Annotated in this window: 22 protein-coding genes; 10 read left to right on the top strand and 12 right to left on the bottom strand. The window is 61.0% G+C overall.

From position 1 onward, the window contains the following. Nucleotides 1–92 precede the first annotated feature (92 nt). Both aroE and hemF read right to left on the bottom strand, forming a co-directional pair. Nucleotides 93–914: a shikimate dehydrogenase gene (aroE, locus tag ACKUG4_RS12830; RefSeq protein ID WP_445434136.1), complete on the bottom strand. Its 822-nt coding sequence runs from the start codon at nt 912–914 to the stop codon at nt 93–95. 9 nt (nt 915–923) lie between these two features. Then, entirely contained in the window at nt 924–1,838 is a 915-nt protein-coding gene (gene hemF / locus ACKUG4_RS12825; RefSeq protein WP_007954079.1) for an oxygen-dependent coproporphyrinogen oxidase, read from the bottom strand. Nucleotides 1,839–1,985: 147 nt separating this feature from the next. Here hemF and ACKUG4_RS12820 point away from each other — a divergent pair, with 147 nt between their 5' ends. Further along, a complete protein-coding gene (locus ACKUG4_RS12820; RefSeq protein ID WP_011331749.1) occupies nt 1,986–2,963 on the top strand; it encodes an NADPH:quinone reductase in 978 nt (325 codons plus the stop codon). 23 nt (nt 2,964–2,986) lie between these two features. Here the strand turns inward: ACKUG4_RS12820 and ACKUG4_RS12815 are convergent, their stop codons facing one another. The 8 genes from ACKUG4_RS12815 to ACKUG4_RS12780 form a co-directional block, all read right to left on the bottom strand. Continuing rightward, the gene (locus ACKUG4_RS12815; protein WP_445434135.1) at nt 2,987–4,285 is read right to left on the bottom strand and encodes a phenylacetate--CoA ligase family protein; all 1,299 of its coding nucleotides are present in this window, start codon (nt 4,283–4,285) and stop codon (nt 2,987–2,989) included. Then, nucleotides 4,275–5,543, bottom strand: coding sequence for an aminotransferase class I/II-fold pyridoxal phosphate-dependent enzyme (locus ACKUG4_RS12810; RefSeq protein WP_445434134.1), 1,269 nt, complete (start codon nt 5,541–5,543; stop codon nt 4,275–4,277). The genes ACKUG4_RS12815 and ACKUG4_RS12810 overlap by 11 nt, the downstream gene beginning before the upstream one ends. Then, complete coding sequence (locus ACKUG4_RS12805; protein WP_445434133.1) at nt 5,540–6,634, bottom strand: DUF3419 family protein; 1,095 nt, start codon at nt 6,632–6,634, stop codon at nt 5,540–5,542. Before ACKUG4_RS12805 ends, ACKUG4_RS12810 begins: the two co-directional genes overlap by 4 nt. A 42-nt stretch (nt 6,635–6,676) precedes the next feature. Next, entirely contained in the window at nt 6,677–7,411 is a 735-nt protein-coding gene (locus ACKUG4_RS12800; RefSeq protein WP_445434132.1) for an iron-containing redox enzyme family protein, read from the bottom strand. Next, a complete protein-coding gene (locus tag ACKUG4_RS12795) occupies nt 7,389–8,060 on the bottom strand; it encodes a GNAT family N-acetyltransferase (protein ID WP_064592414.1) in 672 nt (223 codons plus the stop codon). The genes ACKUG4_RS12800 and ACKUG4_RS12795 overlap by 23 nt, the downstream gene beginning before the upstream one ends. Nucleotides 8,061–8,331: 271 nt before the next feature. After that, nucleotides 8,332–8,889: an L-threonylcarbamoyladenylate synthase type 1 TsaC gene (gene tsaC / locus ACKUG4_RS12790; RefSeq protein WP_445434131.1), complete on the bottom strand. Its 558-nt coding sequence runs from the start codon at nt 8,887–8,889 to the stop codon at nt 8,332–8,334. 54 nt (nt 8,890–8,943) lie between these two features. After that, nucleotides 8,944–10,044, bottom strand: coding sequence for a DNA-processing protein DprA (dprA, locus tag ACKUG4_RS12785; RefSeq protein WP_236187648.1), 1,101 nt, complete (start codon nt 10,042–10,044; stop codon nt 8,944–8,946). A gap of 79 nt (nt 10,045–10,123) precedes the next feature. Then, entirely contained in the window at nt 10,124–11,149 is a 1,026-nt protein-coding gene (locus ACKUG4_RS12780; RefSeq protein ID WP_064592411.1) for a LysM peptidoglycan-binding domain-containing protein, read from the bottom strand. A gap of 169 nt (nt 11,150–11,318) precedes the next feature. On the opposite strand from ACKUG4_RS12780, the gene def reads away from it, so the two are divergent. From def to ACKUG4_RS12755, 5 genes are read left to right on the top strand one after another with little or no spacing between them, the layout of a single operon-like run. After that, the gene (gene def, locus ACKUG4_RS12775; RefSeq protein WP_007954104.1) at nt 11,319–11,825 is read left to right on the top strand and encodes a peptide deformylase; all 507 of its coding nucleotides are present in this window, start codon (nt 11,319–11,321) and stop codon (nt 11,823–11,825) included. Between the two features lie 56 nt (nt 11,826–11,881). Continuing rightward, entirely contained in the window at nt 11,882–12,841 is a 960-nt protein-coding gene (gene fmt / locus ACKUG4_RS12770) for a methionyl-tRNA formyltransferase (RefSeq protein WP_445434130.1), read from the top strand. Then, entirely contained in the window at nt 12,838–14,148 is a 1,311-nt protein-coding gene (gene rsmB / locus ACKUG4_RS12765; protein ID WP_445434129.1) for a 16S rRNA (cytosine(967)-C(5))-methyltransferase RsmB, read from the top strand. Before fmt ends, rsmB begins: the two co-directional genes overlap by 4 nt. Nucleotides 14,149–14,170: 22 nt before the next feature. Beyond that, nucleotides 14,171–15,547, top strand: coding sequence for a Trk system potassium transporter TrkA (trkA, locus tag ACKUG4_RS12760; RefSeq protein ID WP_064592408.1), 1,377 nt, complete (start codon nt 14,171–14,173; stop codon nt 15,545–15,547). 20 nt (nt 15,548–15,567) lie between these two features. Then, a complete protein-coding gene (locus ACKUG4_RS12755; RefSeq protein WP_236187646.1) occupies nt 15,568–15,882 on the top strand; it encodes a tetratricopeptide repeat protein in 315 nt (104 codons plus the stop codon). Between the two features lie 51 nt (nt 15,883–15,933). Here the strand turns inward: ACKUG4_RS12755 and ACKUG4_RS12750 are convergent, their stop codons facing one another. Both ACKUG4_RS12750 and tag read right to left on the bottom strand, forming a co-directional pair. Then, nucleotides 15,934–16,821, bottom strand: a complete 888-nt coding sequence (locus tag ACKUG4_RS12750; RefSeq protein WP_445434128.1) for a lysophospholipid acyltransferase — start codon at nt 16,819–16,821, stop codon at nt 15,934–15,936. A gap of 40 nt (nt 16,822–16,861) precedes the next feature. Next, nucleotides 16,862–17,419 carry a DNA-3-methyladenine glycosylase I gene (tag, locus tag ACKUG4_RS12745; RefSeq protein WP_064592405.1) on the bottom strand — a complete coding sequence of 186 codons (558 nt, stop codon included), beginning with the start codon at nt 17,417–17,419 and terminating at the stop codon, nt 16,862–16,864. Nucleotides 17,420–17,500: 81 nt separating this feature from the next. Between tag and glyQ the strand changes: the two genes are divergently transcribed. The 4 genes from glyQ to ACKUG4_RS12725 all read left to right on the top strand — a co-directional run bounded on the left by glyQ (nt 17,501) and on the right by ACKUG4_RS12725 (nt 21,911). After that, nucleotides 17,501–18,454, top strand: coding sequence for a glycine--tRNA ligase subunit alpha (glyQ, locus tag ACKUG4_RS12740; protein WP_445434127.1), 954 nt, complete (start codon nt 17,501–17,503; stop codon nt 18,452–18,454). Continuing rightward, complete coding sequence (gene glyS, locus ACKUG4_RS12735; RefSeq protein ID WP_064592404.1) at nt 18,451–20,505, top strand: glycine--tRNA ligase subunit beta; 2,055 nt, start codon at nt 18,451–18,453, stop codon at nt 20,503–20,505. Before glyQ ends, glyS begins: the two co-directional genes overlap by 4 nt. A 4-nt stretch (nt 20,506–20,509) precedes the next feature. Further along, nucleotides 20,510–21,049: a D-glycero-beta-D-manno-heptose 1,7-bisphosphate 7-phosphatase gene (gene gmhB / locus ACKUG4_RS12730; protein WP_445434126.1), complete on the top strand. Its 540-nt coding sequence runs from the start codon at nt 20,510–20,512 to the stop codon at nt 21,047–21,049. A gap of 82 nt (nt 21,050–21,131) precedes the next feature. Further along, a complete protein-coding gene (locus ACKUG4_RS12725) occupies nt 21,132–21,911 on the top strand; it encodes a lysophospholipid acyltransferase family protein (protein ID WP_445434125.1) in 780 nt (259 codons plus the stop codon). Nucleotides 21,912–21,930 lie beyond the last annotated feature (19 nt).

Below are 21,930 nucleotides of genomic sequence, written 5' to 3'. Positions count from 1 at the left end.
GTGGGAGCGAGCTTGCTCGCGATGGCGGCCTGTCTGTCAGATTGATGCTGGATCTGGCGACGTCATCGCGAGCAGGCTCGCTCCTACAGGGTTTACTGCGCCAACTGCCGACGCAATTCCGCCAGGACCGGCGCAGTGTCCGGACGTACGCCGCGCCACAGGAAAAAGGCTTCGGCAGCCTGTTCGGCCAACATGCCCAACCCGTCCATCACCACGCCCGCGCCATGCTCGCTTGCCCAGCGGCAGAACGCGGTCGGTTCCTTGCCGTACATCATGTCGTAGCACAGTGTCTTGCCGGGCTCGATCAGGCTTGGGGCAATCGGCGGTACATCGCCGGTGAGGCTGGCGGACGTGGCGTTGATGATCACATCCACCGGCTCGCGCAACCAGTCGTAACCACTGGCCGACACCGGCCCCAGATCACAGAACAGTTCGGCCAGTAGCTCGGCCTTGTCCACCGTGCGATTGGCGATGATCACCGAGCCTGGTTTCTCCGCCAGCAACGGCTCCAGCGCACCGCGCACCGCGCCACCGGCGCCGAGCAGCAGAATGCGTTTGCCGGCGAGGCTGACCCCGGCGTTGACCGTCAGATCGCGCACCAGCCCGGCGCCGTCGGTGTTATCGCCGAGCAGGCTGCCGTCGGCCAGTTTGCTCAAAGTATTCACCGCACCCGCGCGTTTGGCGCGGGCAGTCAGGCCGTCGGCCAGGCGATAGGCGTCTTCCTTGAACGGCACGGTCACGTTGGCGCCGCGACCTTCCTGGAAAAACGCCGTGGCGCAGCCGGAAAAGTCCTCGAGCGGCGCCAGCAGGGTGCTGTATTCGAGACGCTGCCCGGTCTGTTCGGCGAACAGTTTGTGAATCATCGGCGACTTGCTGTGGCCGATCGGGTTACCGAAAACGACGTAACGATCCATCACAAGTCCTCAGGCCTGAGCCAGCCAGTCGCGGTCTTGCAGGAAGTACTCGGTCAGGCGCGCTTCTTCGCTGCCCGGCTCGGCTTTCCAGTCGTAGGCCCAGCGCACTTGCGGTGGCAGCGACATCAGGATCGACTCGGTGCGCCCGCCCGATTGCAGGCCGAACAAGGTGCCACGGTCGTAAACCAGGTTGAATTCGACGTAGCGGCCACGGCGGAATTCCTGGAACTCGCGCTGTTTGGCGGTGAAGGCGTCGTTCTTGCGCCGTTGCACGATCGGCAAGTAAGCGTCGATGTACGCATCGCCGATGGCGCGCATGAAGGCGAAACTGGTGTCGAAGTCCCACTCGTTCAGGTCATCGAAGAACAACCCGCCGATGCCGCGCGGTTCGTGGCGATGCTTGATGTGGAAGTAGGTGTCGCACCAGGCCTTGTAGCGCGGGTAGACGTCCGGGCCGAACGGCGCGCAGGCCTGCTCGGCGACGCGGTGCCAGTGGATGCAGTCTTCTTCGTTGCCGTAGTACGGGGTCAGGTCGAAGCCACCGCCGAACCACCAGACCGGTTCTTCACCTTCCTTCTCGGCAATGAAAAAGCGCACGTTGGCGTGGGACGTCGGTACATGCGGATTGTGCGGGTGGATCACCAGCGACACGCCGAGGGCTTCGAAGCCACGCCCGGCCAGCTCCGGCCGATGGGCACTGGCGGACGGTGGCAGGCCACTGCCGAAGACGTGGGAAAAGTTGACGCCGCCCTTTTCGATCACCGTGCCATTCTCGATCACCCGGGTCCGACCGCCACCGCCGGCCGGACGGGTCCAGGCGTCTTCGACGAAGCGCGTGCCACCGTCTTCGGTTTCCAGCGCGGCGCAGATGCGGTCTTGCAGGTCGAGCAGATAGGCCTTTACGGCGTCGGTGCGGGTCGTCATGGCTTCACCTTGGATCGGGCGGAACTGCGCGGCGCCCCGCGCAAATGGGCGCGTAGCATACCATCGCAAACCGGCACGCCGCAGTTGACGAAGATCAAGCATGAGCGTTCGATAGGGACCTTCCCAAATGACCCAAGGAGTAGGCAGATGGCCAAGCGAATCCAGTTCCGCGCCCACGGCGGCCCCGAAGTGCTCGAGTACGTTGACTATCAACCGGCCGAACCCGGTCCGCAGCAGGTTCGCGTGAGCAACAAGGCCATCGGCCTGAACTTCATCGACACCTACTACCGCAGCGGTCTGTACGCGCCACCGGCGTTGCCTTCGGGCGTGGGTGCGGAAGGCGCCGGCATTGTCGAAGCAGTGGGCAGCGAGGTCACCCGGTTCAAGGTCGGTGACCGTGTGGCGTACGGCAGCGGCCCGTTGGGCGCGTACAGCGACGTTCACGTTCTGCCGGAAGCGAATCTGGTGCACCTGCCGGACGCCATCAGCTTCGAAACTGCCGCCGGCGTGATGCTCAAGGGCCTGACCGTGCAGTACCTGCTGCGCCAGACCTACGAACTCAAGGGTGGCGAAACCATTCTGTTCCACGCAGCGGCCGGCGGCGTCGGTTTGCTCGCCTGTCAATGGGCCAAGGCCTTGGGCGTGAAGCTGATCGGCACCGTCAGCTCGAAAGCCAAAGCCGATCTGGCCAAGGCCCATGGCGCCTGGGAAACCATCGATTACAGCCACGAAAACGTCGCCCAACGAGTGCTGGAATTGACCGATGGGAAAAAAGTCCCGGTGGTCTACGACGGCGTTGGCAAGGACACCTGGCCGGCTTCGCTGGACAGCGTGGCGCCCCGTGGCCTGCTGGTGAGCTTCGGCAATGCGTCGGGCGCGGTGGACGGGGTGAACCTGGGGATTCTGGCGGCGAAAGGTTCGCTGTACGTCACCCGTCCGACCCTGGCGACCTACGCCAATAACGCCGAAAACCTGCAGCGCATGGCCGACGAGCTGTTCGGGATGATTACCAGCGGCAAGCTGAAAGTGGATATCAGCCAGCGTTATCCATTGGCTGACGCGGCGAAAGCGCAGACCGAGCTGTCGGCGCGGCGCACCACGGGCTCCACTGTCCTGCTGCCCTGAACACCAATGACCTCGGCGCATCTTCATGACGGTACCGGGGTCTTTTCCGTCGTCACGAAAAACGGCGTCTTGCCGGCCAGGGTAGTTTCGAATTCCTGACGGGCAAGACGCTTCACCTCCAACCCCAAAACGCCCGGCAGCCTGAGCAATGCACTGGCCTGTCCTTCGACTTGCAACGCATCTTCAATGACGCTCTGTGTGTTGGCTGTCAGTGCGTCCTCGGCTATGACCAGACGCATGCGTGCCCCCTCGGGCTGTCGATCAATCTGCACCTGGACATCGGTGTTCTGCAGCTGCGGCAAAAGCTGTCGGAGTACGTGCAACACCTGTGACTGAGTGATGATCGCGCCCCCCAGTTTGATCGATGTTTCCACCCGCCCCTCAAGCGCCAGTACCGGCATGGAACTGCCACAGTCGCACTTCGTCACTGTGCGCAGGATTCGCCCACGATCGCCGATCCGGTAACGCAACAACGGTACATGATCAGGAAGCAATGGCGTCAGCAGAAACTCACCGGCTTCCCCTTCAGTTACAGCTTGCAGGGTCAGAGAATCAACCACCTCGAGCAGCATGGCGTCCGCATGCAGGTGAAAAAAACCGTGCTCCAGATGGGCACACTGAAAACCGATGGGACCGGTCTCCGTCGAGCTGTAGCCCAGCGAGCGGATCTTCAGCATCGGCCAGTCCCGGGCCAACTGGTCGCGCAGCGTTTGACTGCAAGGTTCTCCAATGTAGTAAAGCCACTTCAGGCTGCACAATTGCACAGCGCCGACTTTCTCATGATTGAACAACGCGGCGGCGAAGGAGGGAGTGCATATCAACGCATCAGCCTTGTGTGCCTCAATAAGCTCGGCAACGCGCTGCACGCCCATCTGTGAACCGGCAGGCAGCAGGCGTGCGCCAATGTGCTGGACGATAGCTGCCGCGTATTGAAAGGCACCCTGCATTTCCCCGGCTGTCAGGCAGTTGACGACCACCTCGGGGCGTTCGTCCGTCGAACCGACCATCCGTGCCCCCAAAGGCACGATTGCAGCGTTGAACGCCCAGGAATGGGTGATCTGTTTGCGATTGCCGGTGCTGCCTCCCGAGGTCAGGGTCAGCCCGCCGCCCGGTGCTCGATGGGAGGCTTCACCGAGGGTGGAAAACAATACGCCGCCGGACTCGTCTTCCACCGCCAGAACCGGCAATCGATGGAGATCGGCCAATCCCCGCACTTCCAGGATTCGCGGATACAGCGCACGGAACCACGACAGTGAGCGTGCGTGAGCCAATTTATTCGCAAACGCCTCGGCCAAAACATCGGTGATCGGTTCATTGCTCATTACCGCGCCCTCCCTGACGAATGCCCAACTCATCGAATCCGCTACGGACGGCGTTCGCCAGAGACTCCAACTGGAGCTGACTGTGGCTCGCGCTGATGGCCAGACGCAAAATGGCCTCGCCCTTGGCCACCACCGGAAACACCGCGGTGGTGACCGCCATGCCCTGCCGGCGCAAATGCTGCGCCAGGCTTATCGCATCTCTCTCGGCCCCGACACGGATAAAACGAATGGAAGACGCGACGTGATGATTGCCCAGCACTGGCCCCAGCAACCTGTCGACCGTGGCGATGTTTCGCCACAGCGCTACCTGCAAATGACCCAGCTCCGGCGACAAATGGATTTTCCCCGAAGCGACTGCCGCGCCCACCCCGCCAACGGATAATGGTCCGCCAAACGTATAGGTCGATGCATGGCGCCGAATCATCTCGGCATCGGCTTCGGTACGCACAGTGATTGCCCCACCGGTTGCGCCGAACGCCTTGGACAGCGATGACAGGAGGATCAGTCGGCCGCGGTGTCGTTCATCTGCCGCGTCCAGCGCGTAACCTCCTCCGGCCACGCCATGGATCGAGGTACCGTGGGCATCATCCGCATAGAGATAACCGTCGAAACGCTCCGCCAGTTGCAACAGGCGATTGATCGGGTAAACACCGCGCATCGAGCCAATGCTGTCGGTCAGGATGATGGGCGTATTACCCGCCGCGACTGCCGTTGAACACGCTTCTTCGACCTGCTCTACATCGCTGCAATCGCGGCGCTGTATCGGGCCGAATTGCCAGAGAATGCCTTGCAGCACTTGCATCGAAGCATGAGCGGCACGGTCGACAATCCAGCACGGGCCACGACGCATGGGATAGGAGGGCATCTCACCGGAACCAAGCAGCGGCAGACAGCCAAGATGTGCACTGCCCACCGAGTTGAAGGTGACTGAATGCCCCTGAAATATCCGGTTCAGCAGTTCATCCAGCTCACGCATGGGTGGCAACAGCGCTCGGGTCCGTGCGGCGGCGAATTGCACGCCGAAGGACTCGACGGAGTGCATCGCCCCCTGAATCAAGCGAGGATCACACTCCAGCCCCAGATAAGAACACGAGAGAAACTCGGTCAGCCGCTCGCCGCTTTCGAGTTCGATCTCTTTGCCTTCACGTTTAGCCAGCTTCAGGCCATTCAGCCCTGCATCGAACAGCTGCTGCTGATCGTCACGCGCTTGCCGGACACGGTTTTTGACCCAATTGACGGTCGGTTGAAAGGTGTTCATCGAGATACCTGCAAAGAGGGAGAGCGGCGATAGACCTGGACATGCCAAAGCTGGGTTCTTTCTCGTGCAATGTCTGCCTGGTACTGGTGGGTGATATCGCAGAAGCCTGCGCAGTCAGGCCGCACTACATGCAAATGCCCCCGCATGACCACCTGTGCGTTTTCCGAAAGGACCGGTGCCAGGCGCAGCAAAACGTTCTTGCCGGCCACTTCGGGCATGAAGGAAGGCACGTCCGACAGCGATACGAAATCGATGGCTGTTTCCCCGGCAACGCAGTCGAGGATGTCAGCCTGCACCACGCGTAACTCGCACTGCCGAAGCCCCTCACGGGCCTGCTGGAAAATTGCCGGATCACACTCCAGCGGAAAGCCTTGTGGATAACGCAGCTCACCAAAAAACAGCATTTGCAGGAAAAAGCTCTCTCGGACCACCTGAGTGGTGAACAACGTATGGAAAATTTCCAGATACGCCGCGCGGGAACTGATCCCCAGGTTGTTGGGTGGAAACGCGCCCTTGTACAGCAGCGAATTGAGGACTGCTGCGTTTCCCAGCAACGCGATCACGGCTTTCCAGCGCTTGAGCGGAAAGCGGTTTCGGTAATATTCCGTTTGTTCGTCAAGCTGACTGAACTGAAAAATGCCCCGGCCGGCCTTGCCGGTGAACAGTCCGGTGATCTTCGCCAAGCGCTTCAGGGTCTGCTCGAATGCGCCCATGTAGATCGGCGCTTCCCAACTTCGGGACTGAAAAAACACGGACAGCCAGCGACGATCCGCCGGCGGTAAAACCAGTTGCTGGAAGATGGAGCGGCGTCGCGCCCTCATACTTTCCATTCGATAGCCCATGAACGCCATGAACGACTCGTGATCAGTCTGTTCCAGCAGGGCAAAACGCAATCGGGTAAACGCCAGTTGCGGCGCGCTGATATCGGTACAGGTCATGCGTGCCGGGGCGGCGGCCAATAACGGCAAGAGCCGGCCGCCGCATCCGGCGATACCCAGCACGTGACCGGCATGTCTGGGCAGGATCGCGTACTCAAGCGCGGTGTCCTCATCGCCGAGCGTGTAGTTGAGCCGGTCGAAATAATCAGCCATGTCTGCCCCCAGCCTTCTGATCTGAACATGGGTGTGAGGCTGTCATTGGTTGTCCAGCGCATGGAGGAAGTCATAGCGGGGCGCCAGCCCGTTTTGCCAGGCCTCGAACTGCTCATAAACCGCCTCGAGCATGTTGCCGGTCAGACGCAGGCTGGTTTCCATCACAGTGGCTATCGCATCCCAGTCTTCCTGACGCTTGCAGGTGCGTTGCAGCATCAGTTTGATTTCGTTGAAGTGCTCGATATCAATGTCGGAATGTGCAATGAAGAATGTAAGTTGAGCGGGTTTTAGCGACAGTGTTTCACTCAGGCTATCAATGAGCGGAGTAATGAACTGATAGGCATTTTCTGCCCAATAACTATAACCAAGCCGTTGTAACGGGTTACCGGTAAAGGAGATCCAATATAAATAAGCGATCAGCACATCAGTAGCCGGAAGTGCAGGCGGAATATCAAACACTTCATTCTTCAAACCAAGACTCATGACATCGTGCAGTGCCATTTTTTCATGGCCGACTTCCTGTGCCGCATGTTCAAAACAGAACTTGGCATACACCGGATTATCCGCATGTCGGACACCGACCAATCCTTGATTTCGCGCATTGTGCGCCGTGTAGTGAAAAGTCTGAATCATATAGATCGCGTACAAGGCTTTGGAAACGCTGCCCTCACGGATGGCTTTCACCAGCCGCGAACTTTCCAGAATATCGGTCCATGACTTTTCGATTCGCTCATCGAGCAGGCTTAATTGTTGTTCAAAACTGAGAGGCGTATTCATCAATGGGGGTCTCCAATGGGTTGGCGAGCAGGTGGGCAGACTGTTGAAGTGCCGTGAGGATTTGCTGCCATTGAGCCGAGAGCAGCCAGTAATCGCCGCGTTGACGCTGTTCGATGCGAAGGGCGTCGGTGGTGATGGGCGTCAGGCCGAAGCGCTGGAACAGTCGCCGCTGCGGTGATCGGCAGAGCGCGGTAACGCCCTCATAACCCCGCGTGACCGCCCATTCCGTGGCAGCGGCCAGCAGGCCGTTGATCGACATGGGGAACTGAGTTTGCGAGTGACTGATCAAGCGACTGAACTCGACATGGCGCGACAGCGTCGTGGCGGGAGACAGTTGCTGCTGCGCCAGTGAGGCCCATTCGAACGGCGCAGGGGTCACTCTCAATACGGCCGTGGGCCTGTCGTGCTGATACAACAGAAAGTGGGTACTGCGCGAAATAATCGCCAGGCGTGTTTCAAGTGACCTGGCTCTGGGTGTCAACATGTAGTGTTGCAATCGCAATCGAAAATGACGGGAAACAAACCGTTCAAACTCTCGTGTGTCTGATCCTGCTTCAAGAATAACGATGCGATAGTTTTCATGACGCCTTTTAAAGGTCGTCTGAATCTCCTGCAGATAATCCGTTAATTGCGAATCCCTGATATCCATTTCTTCTCCGCAGCCGTTAACTTTTCGAAGTTTTCTGAGAGCATTGAAATAATGAATGGTTTTAGAAAAATCGCCACTGTGTGGCTTCTGAGAATAACGTCGGAAAAATTACAACAATTGAATACTTAAAGATTCATCTGACGTAGAAAGGAAAAATTCAAACAAAACGCGGGGCTATAACTTCAGCTAAATGAAGGAAAAATCGCAGGCACGCGTAGTACCCCTCGCCGTGAAAGCCGAGGAGTACTCACGAAATCAACCAAGGGTGATATCAGGCCGGGCGCACGATCTTGCCGGTGGCCAGATCCCGAATCAGACTCGGATTCTTGCGACCGCCCAGCGATCCGCCAAGCACCAGATCGACCTGACCACGGAAATACTGCTCGACCCGCAAGCGACTCTTCGCCGCCGGCCGCCCTTGCGGATTGGCCGACGTCGAAATCAACGGCCCTACCAGCGAGCACAGATCCCGCACCTGCGGATGATCGCTGACCCGCAGCGCCACGGTGTCATGCACCCCGGTCACCCACTCCGGCAACAGGTTCTGATGCGGCACCAGCCAGGTGTTCGGGCCCGGCCAGGTGCTGGCCATGCGGTCGATCCAGTCCTGCGGGAAATCCTCGAACAGAAAATCGAACTGACGAATGTTGTCGGCGACGAGGATCAAGCCCTTGTCCACCGAACGGTTCTTGATCGCCAGCAGGCGATCCACCGCTTCTTCATTCCAAGGATCGCACCCCAGCCCCCAGACGGCTTCGGTTGGATAGGCAATCACCGCCCCGGCGCGAATCTCTCGTGCGGCTTGTTGCACACGCCAACTGTTGACCATGAAAAACTCTCCGCAAACAGGTTTCGCGCAGTTTACCGATCTTCAATGTAAAACCTAGCTTACGCGCGCAAACCAGCGGCCGTTTTCGCACACGGCGCGGCCATCCATCTCCAGTTCGGTCAATGCGGCCAGCACTTTGGGCAACGCCCAGCCACTGCTGTCGGCCAGACCCTCGCTGGTGTGCGGTGCGGCGTGCAACAGATCCAGTAGAGGATGATCGGGATCCGGCGCCGAGGCGGACAGCGGCAACTGCTGCCAGCCGCGCAGGGCTTCGAGAATATGCTCGATGGTTTCCACCAACACGGCTCCGTCGCGTATCAGTTGATGACAGCCCCGAGCGCCGGGGTGATGGATCGAACCCGGAATGGCGTACACCTCGCGCCCCTGTTCCGCCGCCAGCCGTGCGGTGATCAAGGAACCGCTGGCGACACTGGCCTCGACCACCAGCACGCCGAGGGACAAGCCGCTGATGATGCGGTTGCGTCTCGGGAAGTTGCTCGCCGTCGGCCCGGTGTCCAGAGGAAATTCCGAAAGCACCGCACTGCCGGACGCAATCATCGCGTCCGCCAGCCGACGGTTGCGCTGTGGATAAAAGTTTTCCAGGCCGGTACCGAGCACGCCGACCGTTTGCCCACCGACATCCACAGCGGCTTGATGCGCCGCCGCATCGATGCCCAGCGCCAGGCCACTGGTGATGACAAATCCGGCCCCCGCGAGACTGCGGGAAAACGCAGCGGCAGTGTCCATGCCCGGGCGAGAAGCGCGGCGACTGCCGACCATCGCCAGTTGCGGTTTTTCCAGAATCCGCGGGTCGCCAGCGACGAACAGCAGGGGCGGAGGGTCAGGAATCTGCGCCAGCAAGGCCGGGTAATCCGCTTGGTCCCACATCAGTAAATGTTGATCCGGACGCTCTAGCCAGCGCAATGCGTGGCTGGCGCCGTCGCGAACTTCAGAACAGCGTCGGGCCTCGGCGCAAGCCGCCGGCAAACCCAGCGAGCGCCAGGCGCTGGCCGGCGCGCCGATCGCCTTCGAGGCGCAGCCGAAGGCTTCGAGCAATTTGGTGAAACGCTTGGGACCGATTTCCGGCAAGCGGTGCAGGCGCAGGCGCGCTTCCAGTTCTGCCGGCGAAACCGACGGGGAGACAGGCATCATCATGGATCATCCTTGATCGTTATAAGGCCCGAACCTTTCGGAACAAGCTGTGGATAACTCTGTTGGTAACTTGTGAAGCCAGCTAAGGATTTCGCACCTTGTCCAGCACCGCCAGCGAGCGCGATGCGTTCAGCACGAGGCCGTAACTGAGTTTGTCGTAGGTGCGGAACACCATCAGCAATCCGGCACGTTCATCCGGGATTTTCAGCGGCTGGCCGGTGATCCGGTCGCGCACGGTTTCCCCGGTTTTCATCACCACCAGCACGTTGCCTTCGGCCAGACCGTCGCGTTTGCCTTTGTTCAGGGTCACCACGTCCATCGCGCCGATCTGCGTGACGCCGCGCGGCACATCGATGATCAGGCCGTTGATGTCGGTGGAGGGCGCGCTGGGCATGAAGGTCGAGTTGATCGAACGCTCTTCGCCGCTGAACAAGCGGTCGCCGAGGCGCACTTCCTGGGTCGTGCGTTGCAGGGCGAGGGTGGCGACGTCGCCTTCGGTTGCGACGATCTCACCACCGCCGATGTCGTCGGCGTTGATCCCCAGAAACTCCTTGCTCTGCGGATCGGTGTAGACCTTGCCCTGGCGGAAGATGCCGTAGACCGGCTGGTTCGGATCGAAATGGCCACGGGCGAAGATCCGGTCACCGGTGCCGCTGAGCACCCGTTCGGCATCGCCGGCGACGATGTACGGCGCCTTGTCGAAGTCCTCGACCTTGTCGACGATGCGGTTGCTCAGCAGAAAGCTGTTGATCGATTTGAGCGGAATGCTCGGAATCGCATCGGCCACCGGACTGGTGCGGATGCGCGGCGACAGCTTGATGGTGCCGCGTGACTCGCCGCGATTGACGGTCAGGCGCGGCTGGCCGTTGACGTAACTGAGCGTCAGCGTGTCGCCCGGATAGATCAGGTTGGGGTTTTCGATCTGCGGATTGGCCCGCCACAACTGCGGCCACTGCCAGGGTTCGCGCAAATATTTACCGGAGATGTCCCAGAGCGTATCCCCCGAAACCACCGTGTATTGCTGTGGAAAACCTTCCTTGAGTTGCACTTGCCCGTGCGCGGTACTGGCCGAGGCCAGAAACAGCAGGGCGAGTAGTGATTTCCTCATGCGGTGAATCCCTTTATTATGTGCGTTCGCGTGAAACGCCAGAGCCCCCGTGGCTCGCTCCCTGCTCTATGCTGAAAATCAAGGAGCTACGTTTCACAACGGTAGCCTGCATCTTCGGACCCGCCAGGCCATCGCCCGACTTTACCTCACACGTGCAGCAATCAAGCTTATGGCCATTTTGAACATCCTCGAATTTCCGGACCCGCGTCTGCGCACTATCGCCAAACCTGTGGCTGTAGTGGACGACGAAGTGCGTCAGCTGGTCGATGACATGTTTGAAACAATGTATGAAGCGCCGGGCATCGGCCTTGCCGCGACCCAGGTCAACGTGCACAAACGTATCGTCGTGATGGACCTTTCCGAAGACCGCACCGAACCGCGGGTGTTCATCAACCCCGAGTTCGAATCGCTGACCGACGAAATGGAGCAATACCAGGAAGGCTGCCTCTCGGTGCCGGGTTTCTACGAAAACGTTGACCGCCCGCAGAAGGTCAAAATCAAGGCTCTGGACCGTGATGGCAAGCCTTACGAACTGATCGCCGAAGGCCTGCTCGCAGTATGCATCCAGCATGAATGCGACCACCTCAACGGCAAGTTGTTCGTCGATTACCTGTCCACGCTCAAACGCGACCGGATCAAGAAGAAACTGGAAAAGCAGCACCGCCAGAACGCTTGATGCCCCTCTCCAAAGGCTTGCTGCGGCAAGCCTTTTTCTTTTTATGAGACTCCCCCATGACTGAGCCACTGCGCATCGTTTTTGCCGGCACCCCGGAATTCGCCGCCGAACACCTCAAGGCCCTGCTGGACAGCCCTTACGAGATCGTTGCGGTCTACACCCAACCGGATCGTCCGGCCGGTCGTGGGCAAAAACTGATGCCGAGCCCGGTCAAACAGCTCGCCCTGGAAAACAATATCCAGGTGTTGCAGCCGCCGACCCTGCGCAACGCTGACGCTCAAGCCGAGCTCGCTGCGCTGAAGCCTGACTTGATGGTGGTGGTCGCCTACGGCCTGATCCTGCCGCAAGCGGTGCTGGATATTCCGCGCCTGGGCTGCATCAACAGCCACGCCTCCCTGCTGCCACGCTGGCGCGGAGCGGCGCCGATCCAGCGCGCCGTGGAAGCGGGCGACGCCGAGAGCGGCGTGACCGTCATGCGCATGGAAGCGGGCCTCGATACCGGGCCGATGCTGCTCAAGGTCGTCACCCCGATCAGCGCCGAAGACACTGGCGGCAGCCTCCACGATCGCCTGGCCGAAATGGGCCCGCCAGCCGTCGTGCAGGCGATTGCCGGTCTGGCCGCCGGCACCCTGGAAGGCGAAGTGCAGAACGATGAGCTCGCCACCTACGCGCACAAACTGAACAAGGACGAAGCACGCCTCGACTGGAGCCGACCGGCCGTTGAGCTGGAACGTCTGGTCCGCGCCTTCAATCCATGGCCGATCACCCACAGCACGCTCAACGGAGAAGCGCTGAAAGTGCTGGCGGCGACACTGGCCGAAGGCAAAGGCGCACCGGGCACCATCCTCGGCGCCAGCAAGGACGGTCTGCTCGTCGCTTGCGGCGAACAGGCGCTGTGCCTGACCCGCCTGCAATTGCCCGGCGGCAAGGCGCTGAACTTCAGCGATCTGTTCAACAGCCGCCGTGAGAAATTCGCCACCGGCACCGTGCTGGGCACAGCGGTGGACGCGCAATGAACCCGCGTCTGGCCGCCGCCAAGGCACTCGCCGCTGTCCTCAGCGGCAAGGCTTCGCTCAACAGTTCCCTGCCGACGCAACTGGACAAGGTCGAGGATCGCGATCGCGGTTTCACCCAGGACCTGGCGTTCGGCACCGCCCGTTGGCAGCCACGCTTGTCGGCGCTTGCGGAGAAACTGCTGCAGAAACCGTTCAAGGCGGCGGACGCCGATGTCGAGGCGCTGCTGCTGGTGGGTCTCTATCAACTGCTCTACACCCGCGTCCCGCCGCACGCCGCCATCGGCGAAACCGTCGGTTGCGCCGACAAGCTAAAAAAACCGTGGGCCAAAGGCTTGCTCAACGCCGTATTGCGCAGTGCGCAGCGCGAACATGAGGCGATCTTCGCCGAACTGGAACGCGATCCGGTGGTGCGCACCGCTCACCCGCGCTGGCTGCAAAAATCCCTGAAGGCCTTCTGGCCTGAGCAATGGGAAGCGATCTGCGAAGCCAACAACGCGCATCCGCCGATGATCCTGCGGGTCAATCGCCGTCATCACAGCCGCGATGCCTACCTGAGTCTGCTGACTGAAGCGGGTATCGCCGCACAGGCATGCACCTTCAGCCGCGACGGCATCATCCTCGACACTGCCGCCGACGTACGCAGCCTGCCGGGCTTCGCCGAAGGCTGGATCAGCGTACAGGACGAAGCCGCGCAACTGGCCGCCGACCTGCTCGACCTCGCGCCGGGCCAGCGAGTGCTGGACGCCTGCTGCGCGCCGGGCGGCAAGACCTGCCACATCCTCGAAGCCGAACCGGCACTGGCCGGCGTGGTGGCGGTGGACCTGGAAGCCAAGCGGCTGGTGCGAGTGAAGGAAAACCTCGAACGTCTCGGTCTGAACGCCGAACTGATCGCCGCCGACGGTCGCGACACGGCAGCGTGGTGGGACGGCAAACCGTTCCAGCGCATCCTGCTCGACGCGCCATGCTCGGCCACCGGGGTGATTCGCCGTCATCCGGACATCAAGCTGACCCGTCAGGCCGACGACATCGCCGCCCTCGCGCACCTGCAAGGCGAGTTGCTCGACGCGATGTGGAAAACCCTCGAAGTAGGCGGCATCCTGCTCTACGCCACCTGCTCGACCTTGCCGACCGAGAACACCGAAGTGATCGCCGCGTTCCTTGAGCGTACGCCGGGCGCGCGGGAGCTGGATCTGGCCACCGCCGCCGGGATCAAGCAGCCCCATGGTCGCCAATTGCTGGCCCAGCAGGGCGGGCATGACGGGTTCTACTACGCCAAGCTGATCAAGATCGCTGCCGCGCGCGGCTAAACGGATTCAATGGAGTGACTGGATGAAAATCATCATCCTCGGTGCGGGACAGGTCGGCGGTTCGCTGGCTGAACATCTGGCCAGCGAGGCCAATGACATCACGGTGGTCGACACTGACGGCGACCGTCTGCGCGATCTTGGCGATCGCCTCGACATCCGCACCGTGCAGGGCCGAGGCTCGCTGCCGAACATTCTGCGTCAGGCCGGTGCCGACGACGCCGACATGCTGGTCGCGGTGACCAACAGCGACGAAACCAACATGGTTGCCTGCCAGGTCGCTCACACCCTGTTCCACACCCCGACCAAGATTGCCCGGGTGCGCGAAGCGTCTTATCTGACCCGCGAGGAGCAGCTGTTCCAGAACGAGGCGATTCCGGTCGACGTGCTGATCAGTCCCGAGCAGGTCGTCACCAACTACATCAAGCGTCTGATCCAGCATCCCGGCGCATTGCAGGTGATCGATTTCGCCGAAGGCCAGGCACAACTGGTCGCGGTGCGCGCCTACTACGGCGGGCCGCTGGTAGGCCAGCAGCTGCGCCAGTTGCGCGAACACATGCCGAATGTGGAAACACGGGTGGCCGCGATTTTCCGCCGCGATCGACCGATTCTTCCCCAGGGCGACACGGTGATCGAGGCCGACGACGAAGTCTTCTTCATCGCCGCCCGTGCGAACATTCGCGCGGTGATGAGCGAAATGCGCCGGCTAGACGAAAGCTACAAGCGCATCGTCATCGCCGGTGGCGGGCAGATCGGCGAACGGCTGGCCGAGGCCATCGAAAGCCGCTATCAGGTGAAGATCATCGAGATGAATCCGGCGCGCTGTCGTTATCTCTCCGATACCCTCGACAGCACCGTGGTGTTGCAGGGCAGCGCGTCGGATCGCGACCTGCTGCTGGAAGAGAACATCGCCGACGCCGACATCTTCCTCGCCCTGACCAACGATGACGAAGCCAACATCATGTCGTCGCTGCTGGCCAAGCGCCTGGGCGCGAAGAAGGTGATGACGATCATCAACAACCCGGCCTACGTGGACCTGATCCAGGGCGGTGACATCGACATCGCCATCAGCCCGCAACTGGCAACCATCGGCACCTTGCTGGCGCATGTGCGGCGCGGCGATATCGTCAGCGTGCACTCATTGCGCCGTGGCGCGGCGGAAGCCATCGAAGCGGTGGCCCACGGAGATTCGAAGTCGAGCAAGGTCATCGGCAAGACCATCGAAAACATTGCGCTGCCGCCGGGAACTACCATTGGCGCGATCATCCGCGATGAAGAAGTGATCATCGCCCATGGCGACACGGTGATTGCCGCCGGCGACCATGTGATTCTGTTCCTTGTGGATAAAAAGCATATTCGCGATGTGGAGAAGCTGTTCCACGTGGGCCTGAGTTTCTTCTGACCGACCAAGAGGCGAGACAGATGATCGAATCACTGGAAAAAATGCTCGCCAAGGGTGTGGATAACTCGCTGCTGCGCTTCGGCTTGGGCAAGGGTTATCTGGATCAGGGGGAGAACACGAAGGCGGCCGAGCATTTCCAGCATTGCGTCGGCTTTGATCCGAAGTATTCGGCGGCGTGGAAGCTGTTGGGCAAGGCGCAACTGGCGCTGGGTGATCTGGCGGCTGCTCGCCAGGCGTGGGAGCAGGGGCTGGAAGCGGCGCGGGCCCATGGCGACAAGCAGGCCGAAAAGGAAATGACGGTGTTTCTGAAGAAGCTGGATCGGCGGAAGCCATGACGGCTGTGGATAACCCGTTTGTTCAGGTTATCCACAAACGCCCATCGCCGATCAGTACCAGCGCGCCTCGCCCGGCGGACGCTTCTTGAAGCGTTTCATGCTCCACATGTACTGGCTCGGATAAGCCGCCACATAACGCTCGACTACCTGACTCATCGCCGCGCAGGACGTTTCGGTGTCGGTGCTGTACATGGCTTCTGGGGCTGCTTCCAGGATCACCTTGTAGCCGGAACCGTCCGGTAGACGCAGGGCATGCAGGAACACGCCGACAGCTTTGCCACCGGCGAGCATGTTCGGCACGAACTTGCTGGTCAGGGCCTGGGTGGCGAAGAACGGCACGAAGATCCCGGCGGATTCGGCCGGCTCCGGGTCTGCTGGAATCCCCACCTGACCGCCCTTGCGCACTTCCTTGATGACACTGAGGATGCCTTCCTTGGTCGACGCGGCGACTTTGTTGCCCAGTTGCACGCGCTGTTTGCGCAGCAATTCATCCACAGCCTTGAGCTTCGGCGGCCGGTAAAAAATGATCGGTTTGCACTGGCTGCAATAGAAGTGGTTGAGCACTTCCCAGTTGCCCAGGTGGCTGGTGATGCCGACCACGCCCTTGCCCGAGGCCAACGCGTCTTTCAGCACCTCGAGGCCTTCGACTTCGCGCACCAGGTCGATGGAACGCTGGGCCGGCCAGATCCAGGCGCAGGCGCTTTCGGTCAGGGACTTGCCGATGTCTTTCAGGGTCTGGCCGACCAGACGCTCGCGTTCGGCCGGGTCCATCTGGGGAAAACATTTGGCCAGGTTGATCCGCACCACATCGCGGGAACGATTGGGGGTTTTCCACATGATCCAGCCGATCGCCGAACCCACGGCCTGTACGGCCCGCCAAGGAAGCAGGGCAAACAGCCGCAGAGCGCCAACCAGCATGGCGCCTTTAAACTTTTCCACAGGTCACTCCTGATCTTGTGCTGTGCGCGAGGCGGCCATTCTAACCGCCGTTGACGAGCTGCGCGTAGCGGTCGCAGTCCTGAGTGTGATCCATGACCATGCCCGAGGCCTGCATCAGCGCGTAGCAGATGGTCGGGCCGACGAAGGTGAAACCGGCCTTTTTCAGGCCTTTGCTCATGGCCACGGCTTGCGGGGTGATCGCCGGGACTTCGCTGCGATCCTTGAAATGATTGATCACCGGGCGGTTATCCACAAACGACCAGAGGAAGGCCACCGGATCCTCCAGCGCCAGCCAGGCCTGGGCGTTGCGCCGGGCGGCATTGAGTTTGAGGCGATTGCGGATGATTCCCGGATCGAGCATCAATTCATCGATTTCCGCGTCGCTCATTTGCGCCACGCGCTGTACGTCGAAGCCGAACAACACCTCGCGATATCGCTCGCGCTTGCGCAGCACGGTGATCCACGACAGCCCGGCCTGGAACCCTTCGAGCAAAAGCAACTCGAACAAACCCTGCGCATCGCGTAGCGGCGTACCCCACTCCTGATCGTGGTAAGCCATGTACAGCGGATCTTCGTTGCACCAAAAGCAGCGTGGCATAAGGCTCCAGGGGGTGGAGGTGCGACTGAATCGGGTATACTCCCGCTCTTTAAATCGCAGCCCAAGAAACAGGTGAATTTCGTGAGCCAGCCTACGCCAGCCGTGCGTACCTTCCAAGACTTGATCCTCGCGCTCCAGCAGTACTGGGCCGAGCAAGGTTGTGTGGTACTTCAGCCCTACGATATGGAAGTAGGCGCCGGCACTTTCCACACCGCGACATTCCTGCGCGCCATCGGCCCGGAAACCTGGAACGCCGCCTACGTGCAGCCAAGCCGCCGTCCGACTGACGGCCGTTACGGCGAAAACCCGAACCGTCTGCAGCACTACTATCAGTTCCAGGTGGTTCTGAAACCGAACCCGGACAACTTCCAGGAACTGTACCTGGGCTCCCTCAAGCATGTCGGCCTGGACCCGCTGGTCCACGACATCCGCTTCGTCGAAGACAACTGGGAATCGCCGACCCTCGGCGCCTGGGGTCTGGGCTGGGAAGTCTGGCTGAACGGCATGGAAGTGACTCAGTTCACCTACTTCCAGCAAGCGGGCGGCATCGAGTGCTACCCGGTGACCGGCGAGATCACCTACGGTCTCGAGCGTCTGGCCATGTACCTGCAAGGCGTGGATTCGGTCTACGACCTGGTCTGGGCTGACGGTCCGTTCGGCAAAGTGACCTACGGCGACGTGTTCCACCAGAACGAAGTGGAGCAGTCCACCTACAACTTCGAACACGCCAACGTCGACAAGCTGTTCGAACTGTTCGACTTCTATGAAAGCGAAGCCAAGCGCCTGATCGAACTCCACCAGCCGCTGCCGTTGCCAAGCTATGAAATGGTCCTGAAGGCCTCGCACACCTTCAACCTGCTGGACGCACGCCGGGCGATCTCGGTGACCGCGCGTCAGCAATACATTCTGCGCGTACGCACCCTGGCGCGTTCTGTCGCCCAAGCCTACCTGCTGGCCCGCGCCAAGCTGGGCTTCCCGATGGCAACCCCGGACCTGCGTGACGAAGTACTGGCCAAGCTGGAGGCTGCACAATGAGTGCTCAAGATTTTCTGGTTGAACTGGGCACCGAAGAACTGCCACCCAAAGCCCTGAACACCCTGGCCGAAGCGTTCCTGGCCGGTATCGACAAGGGCCTGCAAGCCGCTGGCCTGAATTACGAGAGCAAAACCGTTTACGCCGCGCCGCGCCGTCTGGCTGTGCTGATCACTGCGCTGGCCACCCAGCAGCCGGATCGCAGCATCAACCTCGACGGCCCGCCGCGTCAGGCCGCGTTCGATGCCGAAGGCAACCCGACTCAAGCGGCACTGGGTTTTGCCAAGAAGTGCGGCGTCGAGTTGAGCGAAATCGACCAGAGCGGTCCGAAACTGCGCTACAGCCAGAACATCGCCGGCAAGCCGACCGCCAGCCTGCTGCCGACCATCGTCGAAGACTCGCTGAACGACCTGCCGATCCCGAAACGCATGCGTTGGGGGGCGCGCAAGGAAGAGTTCGTGCGTCCGACCCAGTGGCTGGTGATGCTGCTCGGCGATCAGGTCATCGACTGCACGATCCTCGCGCAGAAGGCTGGCCGTGAATCCCGTGGCCACCGTTTCCACCACCCGCAAAGCGTGCGCATCGGTTCGCCGTCGAGCTACCTGGCCGACCTGCGTGCCGCCTACGTGCTGGCCGACGCCAACGAGCGTCGCGAAATCATCAGCAAGCGCACCGAAGAGCTGGCAACCCGTCAGGAAGGCACCGCGATCGTGCCCCCTGCGTTGCTCGACGAAGTGACCGCGCTGGTCGAGTGGCCGGTGCCGCTGGTGTGCTCGTTCGAGGAACGCTTCCTCGACGTGCCGCAGGAAGCGCTGATCACCACCATGCAGGACAACCAGAAGTATTTCTGCCTGCTGGATGCCGACGGCAAGTTGCTGCCACGTTTCATCACTGTGGCCAACATCGAATCCAAAGACCCGCAGCAGATCATCGCCGGTAACGAGAAGGTGGTTCGCCCACGCCTCACCGACGCCGAGTTCTTCTTCAAGCAGGACAAGAAGCAGAAGCTCGAAGCGTTCAACGATCGCCTGCAGAACGTGGTGTTCCAGGAAAAACTCGGCAGCGTCTACGACAAGGCCGAGCGCGTGTCGAAACTGGCGGCCTACATTGCCGCACGCATCGGCGGCAACGCTTCGTGGGCTGCCCGTGCTGGCCTGCTGTCGAAGTGCGACCTGGCGACCGAAATGGTCGGCGAGTTCCCGGAGATGCAAGGTGTCGCCGGCTACTACTACGCCCTCAATGACGGCGAGCCGGAAGACGTCGCCCTGGCGCTGAACGAGCAGTACATGCCGCGCGGTGCCGGCGCTGAACTGCCTGCCACCCTGACCGGTGCGGCCGTGGCCATCGCCGACAAGCTCGACACCCTGGTCGGCATCTTCGGCATCGGCATGCTGCCGACCGGCAGCAAAGACCCGTATGCCCTGCGCCGTGCGGCATTGGGCGTGCTGCGGATCCTGATCGAGAAACAACTGGATCTGGACCTGAACGACGCCGTGGCATTCGCCGTGAATGCCTTCGGTGCCAAGGTCAAGGCTGCCGGCCTGAACGACGCGGTGCTGGAATTCATCTTCGACCGTCTGCGTGCGCGTTACGAAGACGAAGGCGTGGATGTCGCCACCTACCTGTCGGTGCGTGCCCTGAAGCCGGGTTCGGCGCTGGACTTCGACCAGCGTGTGCAAGCGGTTCAGGCCTTCCGCAAACTGCCGGAAGCGGCAGCACTGGCGGCGGTGAACAAGCGCGTATCGAACCTGTTGAGCAAGGTAGAAGGCTCGGTGCCGACCGAAGTCCAGGCCAAGTACTTCGATAACGCCAACGAGTTCTCGCTGTACTCGGCGATCCAGCAAGCGGACCAGGCTGTACAGCCAATGGCCGCGGCGCGTCAGTACAACGAATCGCTGGCACGCCTGGCTGCACTGCGCGAGCCGGTGGACGCGTTCTTCGACGCGGTGATGGTCAATGCCGACGACGCCAATGTGCGGGCCAACCGTTACGCGCTGCTGGCGCGTCTGCGGGGCCTGTTCCTGGGCGTTGCCGACATTTCGCTGCTGGGTTGAGGGATTGCTGTTGAAACTGCTGATTCTCGATCGGGACGGAGTGATCAATTACGACTCCGACGCTTACATCAAGTCGGTGGAGGAGTGGATTCCGCTCCCCGGCTCGATCGAAGCGATTGCGCAGTTGAGCAAGGCCGGCTGGACGGTGGCGGTCGCCACCAACCAGTCGGGCATTGCTCGCGGCTATTACGACCTCGCCACCCTCGATGCCATGCACGCGCGCCTGCGCGAACTGGTGGCGGAGCAGGGCGGTGAAGTCGGGCTGATCGTGTATTGCCCGCATGGGCCGGATGAGGGTTGCGACTGCCGCAAGCCGAAACCGGGGATGTTGAAAACCATCGCACAGCATTACAACGTCGCGCTGACGAGTGTCTGGTTCGTCGGCGACAGCCTTGGTGACCTGGAGGCCGCCAAAGCCGTCGATTCACAGCCCGTTTTGGTAAAGACCGGGAAAGGCGAAAAGACTCAGGCCAAGACCTTGCCGGTGGGCACCCTGATTTTTGACGATCTCGCGGCGATTGCCGCAGAACTTATCCACAACTAGAGTGCTTCTGAAGTTCCTGACCAGGGATTGATCGGGAGTGCGCTTGAACAGTCGGGCATTGCCCGTAACGGTAAACGTCGCCATGTCGATACTGCAGGCCATCAGAATCTTCCTCTTTTACCTGCTGCTGGGTACCACCGCTCTGCTGTGGTGCAGCCTGAGCTTTTTTATCGCGCCCTTTCTGCCGTTCAAGGCGCGCTATCGTTTCATCAACGTGTACTGGTGCCGTTGCGCCTTGTGGTTGACCAAGGTGTTCCTCGGTATCCGTTACGAAGTCAAAGGCGCGGAAAACGTGCCTGACCGGCCCTGCGTGATTCAATCGAACCACCAGAGCACCTGGGAGACGTTTTTTCTCTCCGCTTATTTCTCGCCCTTGAGCCAGGTGCTCAAGCGCGAATTGCTGTATGTGCCGTTCTTCGGCTGGGCCATGGCCATGCTGCGGCCGATCGCGATTGACCGCGACAACCCGAAAGCCGCCCTCAAGCAGGTTGCGGCGAAAGGTGACGAGCTGCTCAAGGACAATGTCTGGGTGCTTATCTTCCCTGAAGGCACTCGCGTTCCCCACGGCACCATCGGCAAGTTCTCCCGCAGTGGCAGCGCATTGGCGGTGAATGCGGTGCTTCCGGTACTGCCGATTGCACACAATGCCGGCAAGTTCTGGCCGAAAATCGGTTGGGGTAAAAAGCAGGGTGTGATCACCGTGGTCATCGGTGAGCCGATGTACGCCGAGGGCAGTGGCCCGCGCGCCATCGCCGATCTGAATGACCGGGTGCAGGCGTGGAACGAGAAGACGCAGCGGGAAATGGGCTCGCTGCCTCCGGCCCCTCAGGCACCGGCTGCGAACGATCAGATCGCTGTCTGAGATTTGTGGATAACCTGTG

Origin of the sequence: Candidatus Pseudomonas auctus (genome assembly GCF_048654275.1) — a bacterium.
GTDB lineage: Bacteria > Pseudomonadota > Gammaproteobacteria > Pseudomonadales > Pseudomonadaceae > Aquipseudomonas > Aquipseudomonas pharyngis.
The sequence above is the reverse complement of the archived record's forward strand: the minus strand, read 5'-3'. Positions and strand labels throughout refer to the sequence as shown.

Coding starts and splice junctions, on each gene's coding strand:
- ACKUG4_RS12820 (WP_011331749.1), top strand. CDS start 1,986: ATGGCCAAGCGAATCCAGTTCCGCGCCCACGGCGGCCCCGAAGTGCTC.
- ACKUG4_RS12815 (WP_445434135.1), bottom strand. CDS start 4,285: ATGAGCAATGAACCGATCACCGATGTTTTGGCCGAGGCGTTTGCGAAT.
- ACKUG4_RS12810 (WP_445434134.1), bottom strand. CDS start 5,543: ATGAACACCTTTCAACCGACCGTCAATTGGGTCAAAAACCGTGTCCGG.
- dprA (WP_236187648.1), bottom strand. CDS start 10,044: ATGATGATGCCTGTCTCCCCGTCGGTTTCGCCGGCAGAACTGGAAGCG.
- ACKUG4_RS12805 (WP_445434133.1), bottom strand. CDS start 6,634: ATGGCTGATTATTTCGACCGGCTCAACTACACGCTCGGCGATGAGGAC.
- ACKUG4_RS12725 (WP_445434125.1), top strand. CDS start 21,132: ATGTCGATACTGCAGGCCATCAGAATCTTCCTCTTTTACCTGCTGCTG.
- def (WP_007954104.1), top strand. CDS start 11,319: ATGGCCATTTTGAACATCCTCGAATTTCCGGACCCGCGTCTGCGCACT.
- ACKUG4_RS12800 (WP_445434132.1), bottom strand. CDS start 7,411: ATGAATACGCCTCTCAGTTTTGAACAACAATTAAGCCTGCTCGATGAG.
- tsaC (WP_445434131.1), bottom strand. CDS start 8,889: ATGGTCAACAGTTGGCGTGTGCAACAAGCCGCACGAGAGATTCGCGCC.
- glyS (WP_064592404.1), top strand. CDS start 18,451: ATGAGTGCTCAAGATTTTCTGGTTGAACTGGGCACCGAAGAACTGCCA.
- aroE (WP_445434136.1), bottom strand. CDS start 914: ATGGATCGTTACGTCGTTTTCGGTAACCCGATCGGCCACAGCAAGTCG.
- tag (WP_064592405.1), bottom strand. CDS start 17,419: ATGCCACGCTGCTTTTGGTGCAACGAAGATCCGCTGTACATGGCTTAC.
- trkA (WP_064592408.1), top strand. CDS start 14,171: ATGAAAATCATCATCCTCGGTGCGGGACAGGTCGGCGGTTCGCTGGCT.
- ACKUG4_RS12795 (WP_064592414.1), bottom strand. CDS start 8,060: ATGGATATCAGGGATTCGCAATTAACGGATTATCTGCAGGAGATTCAG.
- rsmB (WP_445434129.1), top strand. CDS start 12,838: ATGAACCCGCGTCTGGCCGCCGCCAAGGCACTCGCCGCTGTCCTCAGC.
- fmt (WP_445434130.1), top strand. CDS start 11,882: ATGACTGAGCCACTGCGCATCGTTTTTGCCGGCACCCCGGAATTCGCC.
- hemF (WP_007954079.1), bottom strand. CDS start 1,838: ATGACGACCCGCACCGACGCCGTAAAGGCCTATCTGCTCGACCTGCAA.
- ACKUG4_RS12780 (WP_064592411.1), bottom strand. CDS start 11,149: ATGAGGAAATCACTACTCGCCCTGCTGTTTCTGGCCTCGGCCAGTACC.
- ACKUG4_RS12755 (WP_236187646.1), top strand. CDS start 15,568: ATGATCGAATCACTGGAAAAAATGCTCGCCAAGGGTGTGGATAACTCG.